Consider the following 13,946-nt stretch of genomic DNA (forward strand, 5'->3'; position numbering starts at 1 on the left):
AATGAATCTGATTAAGGGCAATATCAAAATCATCGATCGTTATATTATCGGAAAATACCTCGGTACGTTTATTTACACCCTGGCAATATTCGTCATCATTATAATTGTATTCGATTTATCGGAAAAACTCGATGATTTTTTAAAAAGCGGATTAAGCCTTTGGGGGGTAATTACCAAATACTATGCAGGTTCTATCCCCTTTTACATCAATATGCTTTCGCCCCTGATTAATTTCATTGCCGTAATCTTTTTTACCGCAAAGATGGCCGATCAGACTGAAATTGTACCAATTTTAAGTGGTGGAGTAAGTTTCAACCGTTTTTTATGGCCTTATTTTGTTTCAGCGAGTATTATATTTTCTGCTAATTTAATATCGAATCTCTACATACTGCCGTATACCAATACTTTAAAAAACAGCTTCGAAAACACTTATGTAAAGCGAAACGACCCTTCTACGAAGTCGAATATCCACATGAAACTGGATGACAAAACATACATCTATATCCAGAGTTTCGACAATAAAACCAATTATGGCTACCGCTTTTCGCTCGATAATTTTAATGGAGATATATTAACCAAGAAGATTATTGCCGATAATATTAAATGGGATTCTACGAAAAGAAAATGGCAACTGAGCAACTATTCCATCAGGAAAATAGATGGCTTGAAGGAAACCATGATTTACGGTAGCGGTAAGCTAAAAGACACCATTTTAGATATGCGTCCGGATGATTTTTCAGCTTATGATAATGTTGTACAGAATCTATCAACAAACGAGCTGGCAGAAAAAATACGTAAAGAAAAAACCAGGGGAACCGGCATCATGAACGATCTTCAGTTTGAACGCTATAAACGTTATTTGCATCCCTTATCAGCCTTTGTATTAACGCTTATTGGCGTAGCACTTTCTTCGCGTAAAGTACGCGGGGGCGTTGGCGTATCCTTAGGAATTGGCATATTCATCAGCTTCGCCTATATTGTGTTTAACCAGTTTACACAAATGTTTTCTACCAAGGGAGGATTACCACCCTTTATCGCCGTTTTACTACCAACAATTGTGTTTGGCTTACTGGGTTTCTACCTGTTAAAACGTGCCCCAAAATAAAAATGAACGCAACTAAAAAAAACCTCCTTATTCTTCATCTTACTGTTTTTGTTTGGGGCTTTACAGGAGTACTGGGAAAGGTAATTTCCATTGATGCGGTGCCCATGGTTTGGTACCGGGTTTTGATTGCAAGCATCACGCTTTTCGCATGGTTTTCGGTTACAAAAAAGGATATTAAGATTTCGAAAAAACAATTTATTCAATTCTTTTTAACCGGAGGAATTGTAGCTATTCACTGGATTTTTTTCTTTCATGCCATTAAAGTTTCGACCGTTTCCGTTACACTTGTATGCCTTTCATCCTTCACTTTATTTACGGCAATACTAGAGCCATTAATAAAAAAGCAACAGATTTATATTGGCGATATATTAGTCGGTATTTTAATTATTATTGGGATTTACACGATTTTTAAATTCGAAAGTCAGTATACTTCAGGCATTATATTCGGTCTTTTAGCAGCCTTTGCAGCCAGTCTTTTTTCAACGATCAATTCTACTTTTGTTCAAAAAAGTGAGCCATCAATTATTGGATTTTACGAACTGGTTGGCGGATTATTCTGGATAACTTTATATCGTATTTACGATGGTTCTTTTTTGAATATGCCATTTAATTTAAGTACAAAAGACTGGTTTTATATTTCAATATTAGGCACCTTTTGCACTTCGGTTGCTTACGTTGCAGGCGTTTCTGTAATGCGAACTTTATCTGCTTTCAGAACGGCTTTAGTTACTAATTTAGAACCTGTATACGGCATTCTATTAGCCTTTATTTTCTTTAAAGATAAAGAGCAAATGACAGGCGGATTTTACATCGGTGCAGTGATAATTCTCGCTTCTGTTTTCCTTTATCCAATCTACAAGAACAGAAAGAATCACCGCTAGTAGCTGAACCTTTTTAGTCGTTATTTATTACGATTTATCTTCGCAACATCAACTTTAAAAAAGCGATAGACCACTTAAACTGCAGTAGGTTCTTACTCATCAATATTCGCAATTTAAGCAGCCAATTTAACCTGAAAATTCAAGCAACAAACATCAGAAAACCCAAGCTTCCAAGCACTATTTCAAATTGAAAAGAGGGTCTAAAACAGCTAAATAATCATTATTTTTTTAATGAAGATGCAGCGCTCATCTATTTTATTCAAAGTTGCACAAAAAACACAAAAAAGCCGATTAAAACAACGTTAGAGCCACTTTTATATCAAATATTTAGTTTTTTTTAAAAATCTGCGAATTAAAGACTTCAAACATTGAATATTCGATTCTCAGCCTATTACAAAGGCAAATTCGGCGCAAAAAAGGGATAAAAAACGATGCTTTGTATACAAAAAACAATCAGATCAGGCATCAGGAACGCTAAAAAAATACAGCAAAAATCCACTATCACTAAATTTTAAGCATCGAAAACAGCAATAAAATTTATTCGATTAGCTTGCAAAAACATAGTATTGAAACCCTAAAATTTTCAAATATAAGCAACAATCCAACCGAGTAATAAATGGATAAGACCAAAAAACAAACTGACATTATGTCTTTATAAATTTAAAAAACCCTAAACTAACATAATATATTATACTGATTTTTTTGGTTCAATTTCATTGGAGTATCCATACAAAACCAAATTGATTTTTCCTTTCTGAATCCAATAAACAAACCCTTAATCCACACCACCAAATTTGAACTTGTATTAACACTTGCAACATCAAAATTGCCGTATAAGCTATTGATTTCTTTCCGTTAAAAATGAAGAAATAAGAAACCCACAAGCAAGTTAATCAGTATACAAAATAATTTTATTTAACAAGATTTGGCAAAGAATATCGATTAATAAGTGTAAATTAAAAGCTTTGTTCAACTGATTAAACTTAATGATGAATAGCAGGACTTAAGCTATAGATTCGTTAGTTTAAACCATATAAAACAAAGAAAAACACAATTTAAATAAATAACATATAATTTTAAAAATCAATTATTTAAATAATTTTAATTAAATTAAAAGTACACAGATTATAATTTCTAAAACTTTAGAAAAACTAAATATTTTAGCAAACATTTTGAATGACCACTATAAACAACAATAAAACATTATTTATCAAATACTTAATAACTTTTATATTAAGTATTATTTCATTATCAGTTTTTGGACAGATTTTCAGTACTGCGCAGAACCCACTTAGTGTAAAATGGAGCTACATTAATACAAATGGCTTTAAAATCATATTCCCTGAGGAACTCGAAAAAGAGGCACAAAGAATGGCTAATACACTACCCCTCATTTACCCTAAAGTTGGGTTCGGACTAAAGCAGCAAAACACCTCCATCCCACTCATATTACAGAACCGAGGAACCATAGCAAATGGCTTCGTACAACTGGGCCCGAAGAAGTCAGAATTCTACGCAACACCACCACAGTATTTCGATAGTCAGGACTGGTTAAACAACCTTGCCGTTCACGAACTCAGGCACGTTGCACAGTTTGACAAATTGACAGGAACACAGGCACACCCTTTCCCTGAGCTGGTTTACTTCGCCTACTTTGGGGCAGGTATACCAACCTGGTTTTTTGAAGGCGATGCCGTTGTTAACGAAACAGCATTAACTGATGCCGGAAGAGGAAGACAACCAAAATGGCTAATGCCTTTTCGGGCTTCACTTTTAGCAGGCAAAAAATTCTCTTACAGTAAAGCCTACTTTGGCTCGAACAAAGATGTAACTCCAGGTTACTATCAAACCGGTTATTTGATGGTTGCAAACATGAGGGAAAAATACGGTCAGTTTATCTCCGACAGTTTACTGAATGACATCAAAAAAAGACCCATAAGATTATATCCATTTTCACAGAGCTTAAAAAAAATAACAGGTGAAAATTCTAAAAAATATTTTCTCTCGACACAGGAAAAACTTATTCAGGAATGGAAAGTACAGGGTAAAAAAATCACCTTCGATAATTATGAATCCCTGAATGAAAAAACCGATCTGGCAACCAACTATTTTATTCCCGTTAGGCTGAATAAAAATCAGATTCTAGCGCTTAAAGAAAGCAAGCAAGATGCCCGGCATTTCGTTATCATAAACCAGGATAAATCGGAACAGAAATTATTCAGTATCGGGTACCAGGAACAACCCTCGTACAGCTACAAAAATGGCACATTGGTTTGGGATGAAATTCGTTATGATCCTCGTTACAAACAAAGAAGCTATAGCGTAATCTGTGCTTATAATTTAACAAGTAAAAAATTTCAAAAACTAAGCAGTAAAAGCAGGCTCTTCTCTCCGGCTCTATCGGAAGACGGAAAGAAAATTATAGCCGCGAAAGTTGAGCTTAATAATCAATTTAATCTTGTAGAAATTGATGCTTCAACCGGCAAGGTTTTGAAAACGTATCCAAACCCTGAAAACCAGATTTTGCAAACACCGGCTTTTGATAAAACCGGAAACCGGATTACTTACATCAGCGTTACTGAAAGCGGAAAAAATTTATGCTTACTCGAAGGCAGTAAAAAAACTTTACTTATCCGGAACAGCAGACAACAACTCAGCCGGCCAGTCTTTATCGACAACAAAATTGTTTTCAATGCACATTTTAATGGCATTGATAATATTTACAGTATTGATATCGCAACAAAAAAAATCAGTGCCCTGAGTACTTCAAAATACGGTGCTTTTAATGCTACGGAAAGCGGCGATGGAAAAATCATTTTTAACGATTACAAAATTAACGGCTACGAAATTGCCGAGCAGGAAATTTCAGCTAAAGCTGTAGGCAAAAATGTTTTCATCGACTTTACCGCCGCAGCCGAAAAGCAGGAAAATACCGGCAATGTTTTTACGAAGATTCCGGACAGTACATTCCAAACGAAAAGGTTTCATCAGGGTTTAAATCTTTTCAGTTTCCACAGTGTAATTCCGGTGATCGACAACGAGTATATTTTCGGGCTTGAGCTTCAATCCAACAATCTGTTAAACACCATGGACTTTTATACGGGTGCAAAATACCATCGCGACCTTAGGCGTTTTGAATACACAGCAGATATTAGCTACAAGGCACTTTACCCTGTTTTTAGCGTTCTGTATCGCAACCGACCTAAAAGAACGTTCTACAGAGCTAAAAACATTACTCAGCAAGGCGATTGGAGGGAGAACTATATTAAACTTAACGCTTCACTCCCATTATCATTCAACGCAAGGAATAACACCTACGGTTTTACCCTTAATGCGGCAACAAGTTTTACACAGCGGTACATGACAGAAAATATGCCAACGAGTTTTATTCGCGAACTGAAATTTCCGATGGAGTATAGTTTTACCTTCAACCACAGCGTAAGAACAACTGAAAGAGACATCGCTCCACCATGGGCGCAGATTTTTAGGGCAACCTACAACAATCAACCTTTTGATAAAAACCTGGGCGGCGAAATTATGGCATTGGAAAGCTTTTTATATTTCCCTGGTTTAGCAAAAAATCATTCTTTCTTAACCAGTTTTAACTACCAAAAGGCTAGTGGTGTTAATCAGTATGCTACCGAAATACCTACTGTTTATGGTTACAACAATATTCTTGCAAGAAGCAAACTGCAAAATAGCTTACTGTTTAATTATCGTTTTCCATTCGCCTTTCCTGATTGGGAATTAGGTCCGCTGGCTTATGTGAGAAACATCAGGGCCGGGATTTTCAGCCATTATGAAAATATCGGAATTGAAACAAATATTGGTCAGCCAAAAACTTACGGAGTAGAATTGAACAGTAGTTTAAACATTTTGCGCTACCAACCTGTTGTTGATGTAGGCGCAAGATTGGTTTTCGTTAATAAGATTTACAATCAAAATCCGATATTAGAGTTTTCTTTTAATTATAGCTTTTAATCCATGAGTGGAAAAACCATTTTTATCATTGTCCTTACCGCATTACTAACCATATTTTTAATGGTAAATACCGAACCAGTTGATTTCGACTTCCTGGTTACAACCGGTGCTGTTTCTAAACTACTTGTTATTGGTATCTGCATTGTAATTGGCTTCATAATCGGTTTCATTGTAGGCCGCCCAAAGAAAACCGTAAGTAGTTACGATGATGAAATTGAAAGAAATCAGACAAACTCCGGCAAGAAAGAGTTGAGCGACGAGGACAGGGATTATATCAGTTAACAGCAAAAAGATATACCAAGATTTTAAGGATTGAATGATTTTAGGATTATGGTACTCTACCGATTTGAATTCAATAATTCTGGGATTTGTTATGCTTAAGTGTATTTTGAAAATAATTTCAAAGGATTAAAAATTTAATAAATATTAGATTATCCCTATTTCTAAAAAGTAAAATTTTATTCTGCTAAAATGAAATATGGCGATTTAACTGGAAAAATTATTGGTTGTGCTATGAAAGTGCATGGAACCCTGGGTTCAGGCTTTCAAGAAGTAATTTATCAAAGGGCACTTGCTATAGAAATGCAAAAACAACATTTGAGTTTTTGCAGAGAAATGGAAATGACCATCTTTTACGATAACATTCAAATCGGCATAAGAAGAGTAGATTTCTTTGTAGAAGATATTATTATGCTTGAACTTAAAGCAGTATCCGAATTGAATGATACACATTTAAATCAAGCCATAAATTACTTAGAAGCTTACAATCTCCCAATTGGTTTACTCATAAATTTCGGAAGCAAAAGCTTAACTTTTAAAAGAGTTTACAACACTAGCCATCCAGATAATAAAACCTAAATACTAAAAAGTGATCTTAGAATCCTTTAATCTTAACAATCCTAGTAAAGACAATTTTAGCTCAATGCAGTCATAATTTCGCCATAGAGCAAACCACTTCCTCCACCATAATGCTGGATAATTTTTACTTCAGGATTTAAGGTATTTACAGCCTCTCTAAGCGCTTTTTCGCACACATCACTAATACCATTCCCCAAAAGAACCAAATCAACGCCCTGAGCCTTTAAAATCGACACCCCCTCTTCATCTGTGCAGACACAAATACCTTTCCATTCAGGCCGGGCATTAAGTAAGCGGTTCATTACAACTGTTATTTCAGGATCACGGCCAATGTAAAGTATTGTTGTTTGCATAATAAAATTCAAAAAGTAATTAAACTAAATCCATCGTCATTTCAACTGGAACACAGCGAAATGACGACAAATTTATTTTATTGGTAAAAAGATTAATTCAATTCCATCGGAACATCCATTAACAAAACTTCAGCTCCTGCTGTATTCGCTTTAAAGCTAATACTATCGGTATCCCAAATTCCTAAACCATCTCTTTTAACTAAAGTCTGTCCGTTGATAGTAACATCGCCGTCTATCACAAAAGCATACACCCCATTACCAGCTTTTTTAATTTTGTATTCCGTTTCGAAGCCTTCATCAAATTTACCTAACGAAAACCAGGCATCCTGATGGATCCACACACCGGCATCATCCTGATTTGGAGATAAAATCTGCTGGAAATTGTTGCGACGGGCATCAACATCCAAAGCCATTTGGTCGTAACGTGGTGTAACGTTTTTCTGGTTAGGAAATAACCAAATCTGCAATAAACTGAGTTTTTCATCAGCTAAAGCATTAAATTCGCTATGACTAACACCAGTACCGGCGCTCATCACCTGAATTTCCCCGCTTTTTATCACAGCCGAATTTCCCATGCTATCTTTGTGTGCAATGGCTCCGGCCAATGGAATCGTGATGATTTCCATGTTATCATGCGGATGCGTTCCAAAACCCATTCCACCATCAATTAAGTCATCATTTAAAACCCTTAAAACTCCAAAGTGCATTCTTTCAGGATTGTAATAATTCGCAAAACTGAATGAGTGGTGAGCATTTAACCAACCATGATTTGCATGGCCCCTTGTGTTTTCTTTGTGCAAAATAAACTGTGACATAAATTTCCTTTCTTGTTTATGATACAAATTTACTTCAGATTTTAAGCCTGTGCATTGATGTAGGGTAAGAAAGAGCAGGACTGTGGTTACCTTGAAAGATTTTAAAGATGAATTACTAAAGTTATTTCAGGTTATGCTTGCTCAAAACAGCATCACTGTTCAGTTCCCTGAGCGCATCTAAGGCAATCCAGTTCGCTTTTTTACTTTGTTGCGCAAGAATATTATTTGCCGTTTCAATGGCATGTTGATGTAAAAAGCTATTTCTTTTACCAATTTGCCTCAGCGCCCAGTTGGCAGCCTTTTTTACGAAATTACGGTTATCGTAAGCTTCTCTTTCGATAATAGGCAAAAAGCTTAAAAAAGTTTCATCGGGTTCTTTTTTAAGGTGAACAGCGGCTTCAGCCATTAAAACAAAACCAGTTCGTTTTACAAATACCTCTTCCGCCTTGGTATATTCAAGAATCCTCGATTTGAAATAAGGCGTTTTAACGAACAGGTTCCCGCAAGCCTGGTCGCATACATCCCAGGATGAGAAGTCCTTCGTCCAGGTATCTATCTGCGCTACAGAAACAAGTTTATAATCACCAATAAAGGTTGCCAGCAGCTTTGCTTCGTGAAAACCAGTCTCCCATAGCAATAATGAAAGTTCCTGATTTTTACCAATCTGTTTTGCCAGTTTACGGATATTAGGCACCCGAATACCAAAAGCTTTAGTGATATCAATACCAAAATGAGCCATCTTTTTTAAATATTCTGGCTCACTGATGGCTTTGAGTTCGGAAAGAATAAATTCAATATCGTTCATCTTCGTTTTTTAATAGCCAGATAATCTGGAGAACATAATTTCTTAAAATTTCCATTACTCTACGGCGAAATCAGATGCGGCAACTGCTTTACGTTTCGATTTACCGACACTGTATTCCAATTGCAGGGTATAGCCACCACCGCCTTCCAGAAACAATAACTCAAAAGGATGATAACCTTTTTTTAATGCTACCTGAGCAGATTTTTCAATTGCAAAATGCATCCCATCATTATCAACCAGCGTTTTATTTTGTATTTTCAAAAGACTACCATCATCCGATCGAAGAAAGAATGTATAAATACCATCTTCTGAAGCATAAAAATATCCTTTGTGTCGGGTAGCAAAGCTTCCTGCTTTATTCTCCACAGGAATTTCGATGGCAGAAGTAACTCCTGATTCTGTTTTATCGGCTTCTGCAATCAGGTTCACAGATTTATAAAACATAGGATAATAACTAAATGCCAGGCCAGGTTTAGGGTTCTTAAGAGAAATGGCTTCATTATAATTGGTCTTTACATAATTAGCTGTAAAAACATCACCCATCCTGCCATTAAGTCCAAATATAGCCACCTTTACTGTTTGCGTTTTGTCGATATAAACTGGTTCTGTATACTTTGCAGCGTTAATTGTTGGCGTACTCCCATCAATAGTGTAATGAACAACGGTATTTTTAGGTGCTTCAATGTTCAAGTATGCCGACTTCAGGAAAACATTATCTCCGGCAAAACCTTTAAGATCGGTATAGCGGTAATTGATATGCATGGCATCTAAAACCCCAAACTGCTGGTCCATTTTACGGCTAAATACTTCAAAATTTTGTTGGTGCCCCCATAAAACATCAGACATAGCCAGCAAACGTGGAAAAAGCATGTATTCTAACCGTTGTTCACTTGGAATAGATTCAGTCCACAGATTGGCCTGCCCGCCAAGCACATATTTTTGCTCATGCTCATTAAGTCCGAACCCAACCGGGTTAAAGCTATATACTTTTTCGAGCGAATGGGCATCCTGTTGTGCATCAAAATAACAATATTCTCCAGGGGTCATAATTATATCATTACCCTTTTCTGCGGCATGCTTAGGTGCCGTTGGCACCCAGGTTCGCCAATACATCAGCGTTGCAGTGGGCGAAACGCCACCATCCAGAATTTCATCCCATCCAATTAATTTTTTCCCCAGGCTGTTAAAATATTTTTCCATTCGTTTAACAAAGTAGCTCTGCACCTCATCAATACTTTTAAGGTTTTCTCGTTTCATTAATTCCTCACATTCCGGAATGTTTTTCCAGCTGCTTTTTTCAACCTCGTCTGCACCTAAATGGATGTATTTTGAAGGAAAGAGCTGTGCAATTTCTTTAAAAACATTTTCTGCAAACTCAAATGTCGTTTCTTTGCATGGGCAAATGGGATCGGTAAAGTTTTTTTCTTTTTGCACCGAACCGGTTGAGGTTAGCCATGGAAAAAGCCTGGTAGCCGCTTGCATGTGCCCGGGCATATCAATTTCAGGAATAATTTCTATTCCCTTCGCTGCCGCATAGTCAACCAATTCCCTGATTTCCTGCTGCGTATAAAAACCACCATAAAGTTTTTCGCCATTAATTACTTTAAAATGCTTTTCAGGAAGGCGAAAATCGGGATTGGTTTCAGCTCGTTTTAAGCATACGGAATCCTGGTTGTTTAGCTTTCTCCAGGCGCCGACTGCAGTTAGTTCCGGATATTTCTTAATTTCAATTCGCCAGCCCTGATCATCAGTTAAGTGCCAATGGAATTTATTAAATTTATAAAAGGCAAGCCTATCGATAAAACGGTGGAGATAACTGATGTCAAAAAAATGGCGTGAAACATCCAGGTGGACACCACGCCATGAAAATTTGGGCTGGTCACTTATTTCAACCCCAGGCAATATCCAGGTATTTTTAGTCTTAAATGCATTTGCTCCGGCAAGTTGTTTCAGCGTTTGGACCGCCCAAAAAGCACCTGCTTTATCTTTTGCCGTAATGGTTATTTGTTTAGCGGCAATTTGAAGTCGGTAAGCTTCCGGCCTTAAACTGGCATCTGTTAATAATATAATTTTGTTGCTCAGCCCACCAATCCTGTCCTTCTTTAAAAGTTTAATTTCCTTAAGGGCAATTGCAAAAATACTGTCGTTATGATCAACAATAGCGGTATTTGCAGAAAAAACGAATTTGCTTTGCAGCATTTTAACAGATTCGGGTTGAGGAAGGACCTGAAAATCTTGTGCCTGAATAGATCCAACACTAAGGATTAAGGCAATGCCCAGCAATGCCCTGATTGTTTTAATCTTCATAAATTTATTTGGTTAAGTAATCAGGGATGATTTCTTTTTCGGTTGCCTGGTGAAGGTAAGAAATAAATGCAAAAAAATAGCGAGGTGTTAGCAACAACCTCGCTTTTAAATTCAAAAAAAAGTCTTTTTACGCCAATGCCTGTTCAATATCGGCTAAAATATCATTAATATGTTCCAAGCCAATCGATAAACGAATAGAACCTTGTTCAATACCAACAATATTGCGCTCTGCTTCACTTAATTTACTATGTGTACTCGTTGCCGGATGCGTAGCAATTGATCGCGTGTCAGCCAGATTAGCTGAAATAGAGAACATTTTTAAACCATCCATAAACTTACGGGCACCTTCTATTCCACCCTCAACAACAATAGTAACAATGCCACCACCCTGTTTCATTTGCTTTTTGGCAATTTCATATTGCGGGTGCGATGGTAAAAACGGATATTTCACCAGTTTAATTTTAGGATGCTTTTCTAAATATTCAGCAACCTTTAAAGCACTTTCGCAATGACGATCCATGCGTACAGCCAAAGTTTCTAAACTTTTTGATAGAATCCAGGCATTGAATGGCGACAATGATGGTCCACTGTGACGGGCAAAACCTATCACTTCTGCAATAAGTGCTTTACTTCCTAAAATAATTCCACCCAAAACACGCCCCTGCCCATCGATGTATTTGGTAGCCGAGTGAATAGAGATATGTGCACCTAATTTGATTGGTTGCTGTAGATAAGGCGTAGCAAAACAATTATCAACCACCAAAAGCTGGTTATATTTTTTTGCTAAAGCCACTAAAAATGCTAAATCGATAATATCAATTCCCGGATTTGATGGAGTTTCAACAAAAATCATTTTGGTGTTTGGTTTAATCAAACCTTCCCAGTCTTCGGGTTTATCTAAATCGGCATAATCGAAAGTAACGCCCCATTTAGAAAAAACATTAGTTAATAACTGGTGAGTAGAACCAAAAACCGAACGGCTGGAAACAATGTGATCGCCAGCTTTTAAAAATGCGCCAAAGGTCGTGAAAATAGCTGCCATACCTGTTGCAGTTGCAAAACCATCTTCCGCTCCCTCTAAAAGGCACATTTTTTCGATAAATTCAGATGTATTGGGATTTGAATAACGGCTGTATACATTACCTTCCTTTTCATTTGCGAAAAGTGCCCGCATTTCTTCAGCATCATCAAACTTGTAGCTCGATGTTAAGTAAATTGGTGCTGAATGTTCTTTATGTGAACTGCGTTCAGTTTGAGTGCGTATAGCTATTGTTTCAAAATTTTCAGATTTCATTTTTAGTATTAAGATTTAAGTATCAAGATTTCAGTATCAGGTATCAAGACATCATAATAAATGTGAATCTTAACCTGTTACTTGTTACTTTATACCATTTATTTTATATGTAAAGTTAATTTTTGCTGAGCGGCCTAAAATGTTAGCTACCGAGCAGTATTTATCGAAAGTCATTGATAATGCACGTTCTACCTTTGCCTGGCTTAATTCGCCAAATAAATCGAAGTGAATATCAATAACGTCGAAAATCGGAGGTATTTCTTCGTCTTTCCGGGTTGCATTGATGGAAATTTTAATATCATCAAGCGGCTCCTTTTGTTTGGTTAGTACATTCACCATGTCGATTCCACTGCAGCCACCTAAGCCAACCAAAAGCATTTCCATTGGCCTGAACCCTTTGCCCTCGCCGCCAATAGCAGCCTTTGCATCTAATTCAACAGTAAAACCGCTCTCGTTTTCTGCTTCAAAATTAAACTTTCCGCTTTTGCGGATCAGATTGATATTCATGTTGTTAGTAATCAGTATCGAGTAGTTGGTATCAAGTATCAAGACAAATTTGCTTTAATCTTTCTGCTTTTACCTTTCAGCTCTTTTAAATATTATAATAAACTAAATTGTCTTTTTCCAGTCCGGGCAGTTTAACGGGTTCGTTAAAAATTGCAAAAACCGATGAACCGCTACCACTCATTAAAGCGAATGTTGCGCCTGCATCGTATAAACTGGTTTTTATTTGATGAATTTGGGGATACTTCGTGAATACCGATTGCTCGAAATCATTTGTAACCTTATATTTCCATGTTGTTGCTGGCAAATGTATGATTTCTTTTAACGATTGCAAAGGTTTTTGGGGTTTTACCAGCGCATAAGCGTCAGCTGTGCTTACATGCACGGGTGGTTTTACCAAAACTTTAAAGTAGCCTGACAAATCTACCTCACATTTTTCAAATTCATCCCCCTTATTAAAGGCATAAACAGGTTTATTTTCAATAAAGAATGCGCAATCTGCTCCAAGCTGCCTGGCGTAATCTTCCATTTGATTTACACCTAAGCCAAGGCCGAACTTATCATTCAGCAATTTAATTATAAAGGCACAATCGGCAGAACCACCACCCAAACCTGCACCCACAGGGATATTTTTTAGCAGGTTAATCTGCTGTGCCGGGATATCAAAATCATTCCTGACCAGGTTATAAGCTTTCACACACAAATTATCGTTTGTATTCCCTGGAATATCAATACCATGAATTTTACACGATGTAAATGCTGCATCCGTAATTTCTACAGCATCTTTTATATTAACCGGATAAAAAACAGTTTCGAGATTGTGGTAACCATCGCTCCTCTTTTCGGTAATATTTAAACCCAGGTTAATTTTTGCGTTTGGAAAAGATAACATTGTCGTAAGTATCGAGTAGTAAGTATCGCGTATCAAGATTTTCTCTCAATTGACACATCACATCGCAAACATACAAAAGTCAGGCTTGTTTAAAAATGCATTAATGTAGAAAACTAAAAGATTTTGAGATTAGTATTTTTTACATATTTGT

General features: G+C 36.7%; 12 protein-coding genes. 5 read left to right on the top strand and 7 right to left on the bottom strand.

Annotation, left to right across the window (positions count from 1 at the left end; all coding sequences use genetic code 11):
• Nucleotide 1: 1 nt before the first annotated feature.
• From R2R71_RS04415 to R2R71_RS04435, 5 genes are all read left to right on the top strand, one after another.
• A complete protein-coding gene (locus R2R71_RS04415; RefSeq protein WP_316830038.1) occupies nucleotides 2-1,105 on the top strand; it encodes an LptF/LptG family permease in 1,104 nt (367 codons plus the stop codon).
• Between the two features lie 2 nt (nucleotides 1,106-1,107).
• Nucleotides 1,108-1,986, top strand: a complete 879-nt coding sequence (locus R2R71_RS04420) for a DMT family transporter (protein ID WP_316830039.1) — start codon at nucleotides 1,108-1,110, stop codon at nucleotides 1,984-1,986.
• Between the two features lie 1,176 nt (nucleotides 1,987-3,162).
• Nucleotides 3,163-5,967, top strand: coding sequence for a hypothetical protein (locus R2R71_RS04425; protein ID WP_316830040.1), 2,805 nt, complete (start codon nucleotides 3,163-3,165; stop codon nucleotides 5,965-5,967).
• Nucleotides 5,968-5,970: 3 nt separating this feature from the next.
• Entirely contained in the window at nucleotides 5,971-6,249 is a 279-nt protein-coding gene (locus R2R71_RS04430; protein WP_316830041.1) for a lipopolysaccharide assembly protein LapA domain-containing protein, read from the top strand.
• A 189-nt stretch (nucleotides 6,250-6,438) separates the two neighbouring features.
• Nucleotides 6,439-6,825 (top strand): GxxExxY protein, encoded by a 387-nt coding sequence (locus tag R2R71_RS04435; RefSeq protein ID WP_316830042.1) that lies wholly within the window; start codon nucleotides 6,439-6,441, stop codon nucleotides 6,823-6,825.
• Nucleotides 6,826-6,881: 56 nt separating this feature from the next.
• On the opposite strand, the gene R2R71_RS04440 is transcribed toward R2R71_RS04435, so the two are convergent.
• From R2R71_RS04440 to ispE, 7 genes are all read right to left on the bottom strand, one after another.
• On the bottom strand, nucleotides 6,882-7,178 hold the full coding sequence (locus R2R71_RS04440) for a hypothetical protein (protein ID WP_316830043.1): 297 nt from the start codon (nucleotides 7,176-7,178) through the stop codon (nucleotides 6,882-6,884).
• Between the two features lie 92 nt (nucleotides 7,179-7,270).
• Entirely contained in the window at nucleotides 7,271-7,993 is a 723-nt protein-coding gene (locus R2R71_RS04445; RefSeq protein WP_316830044.1) for a pirin family protein, read from the bottom strand.
• A 121-nt stretch (nucleotides 7,994-8,114) separates the two neighbouring features.
• Entirely contained in the window at nucleotides 8,115-8,798 is a 684-nt protein-coding gene (locus R2R71_RS04450) for a DNA alkylation repair protein (RefSeq protein ID WP_316830045.1), read from the bottom strand.
• Nucleotides 8,799-8,852: 54 nt separating this feature from the next.
• Nucleotides 8,853-11,105: a family 20 glycosylhydrolase gene (locus tag R2R71_RS04455; RefSeq protein ID WP_316830046.1), complete on the bottom strand. Its 2,253-nt coding sequence runs from the start codon at nucleotides 11,103-11,105 to the stop codon at nucleotides 8,853-8,855.
• Between the two features lie 127 nt (nucleotides 11,106-11,232).
• Entirely contained in the window at nucleotides 11,233-12,399 is a 1,167-nt protein-coding gene (locus tag R2R71_RS04460; protein WP_316830047.1) for a trans-sulfuration enzyme family protein, read from the bottom strand.
• Between the two features lie 84 nt (nucleotides 12,400-12,483).
• Nucleotides 12,484-12,906 (bottom strand): OsmC family protein, encoded by a 423-nt coding sequence (locus R2R71_RS04465; RefSeq protein WP_316830048.1) that lies wholly within the window; start codon nucleotides 12,904-12,906, stop codon nucleotides 12,484-12,486.
• An 85-nt stretch (nucleotides 12,907-12,991) separates the two neighbouring features.
• Nucleotides 12,992-13,795, bottom strand: a complete 804-nt coding sequence (gene ispE / locus R2R71_RS04470; protein ID WP_316830049.1) for a 4-(cytidine 5'-diphospho)-2-C-methyl-D-erythritol kinase — start codon at nucleotides 13,793-13,795, stop codon at nucleotides 12,992-12,994.
• Between the last annotated feature and the right edge of the window lie 151 nt (nucleotides 13,796-13,946).

Origin of the sequence: Pedobacter aquatilis, assembly GCF_032678405.1 — a bacterium.
Lineage (GTDB): Bacteria > Bacteroidota > Bacteroidia > Sphingobacteriales > Sphingobacteriaceae > Pedobacter > Pedobacter aquatilis_A.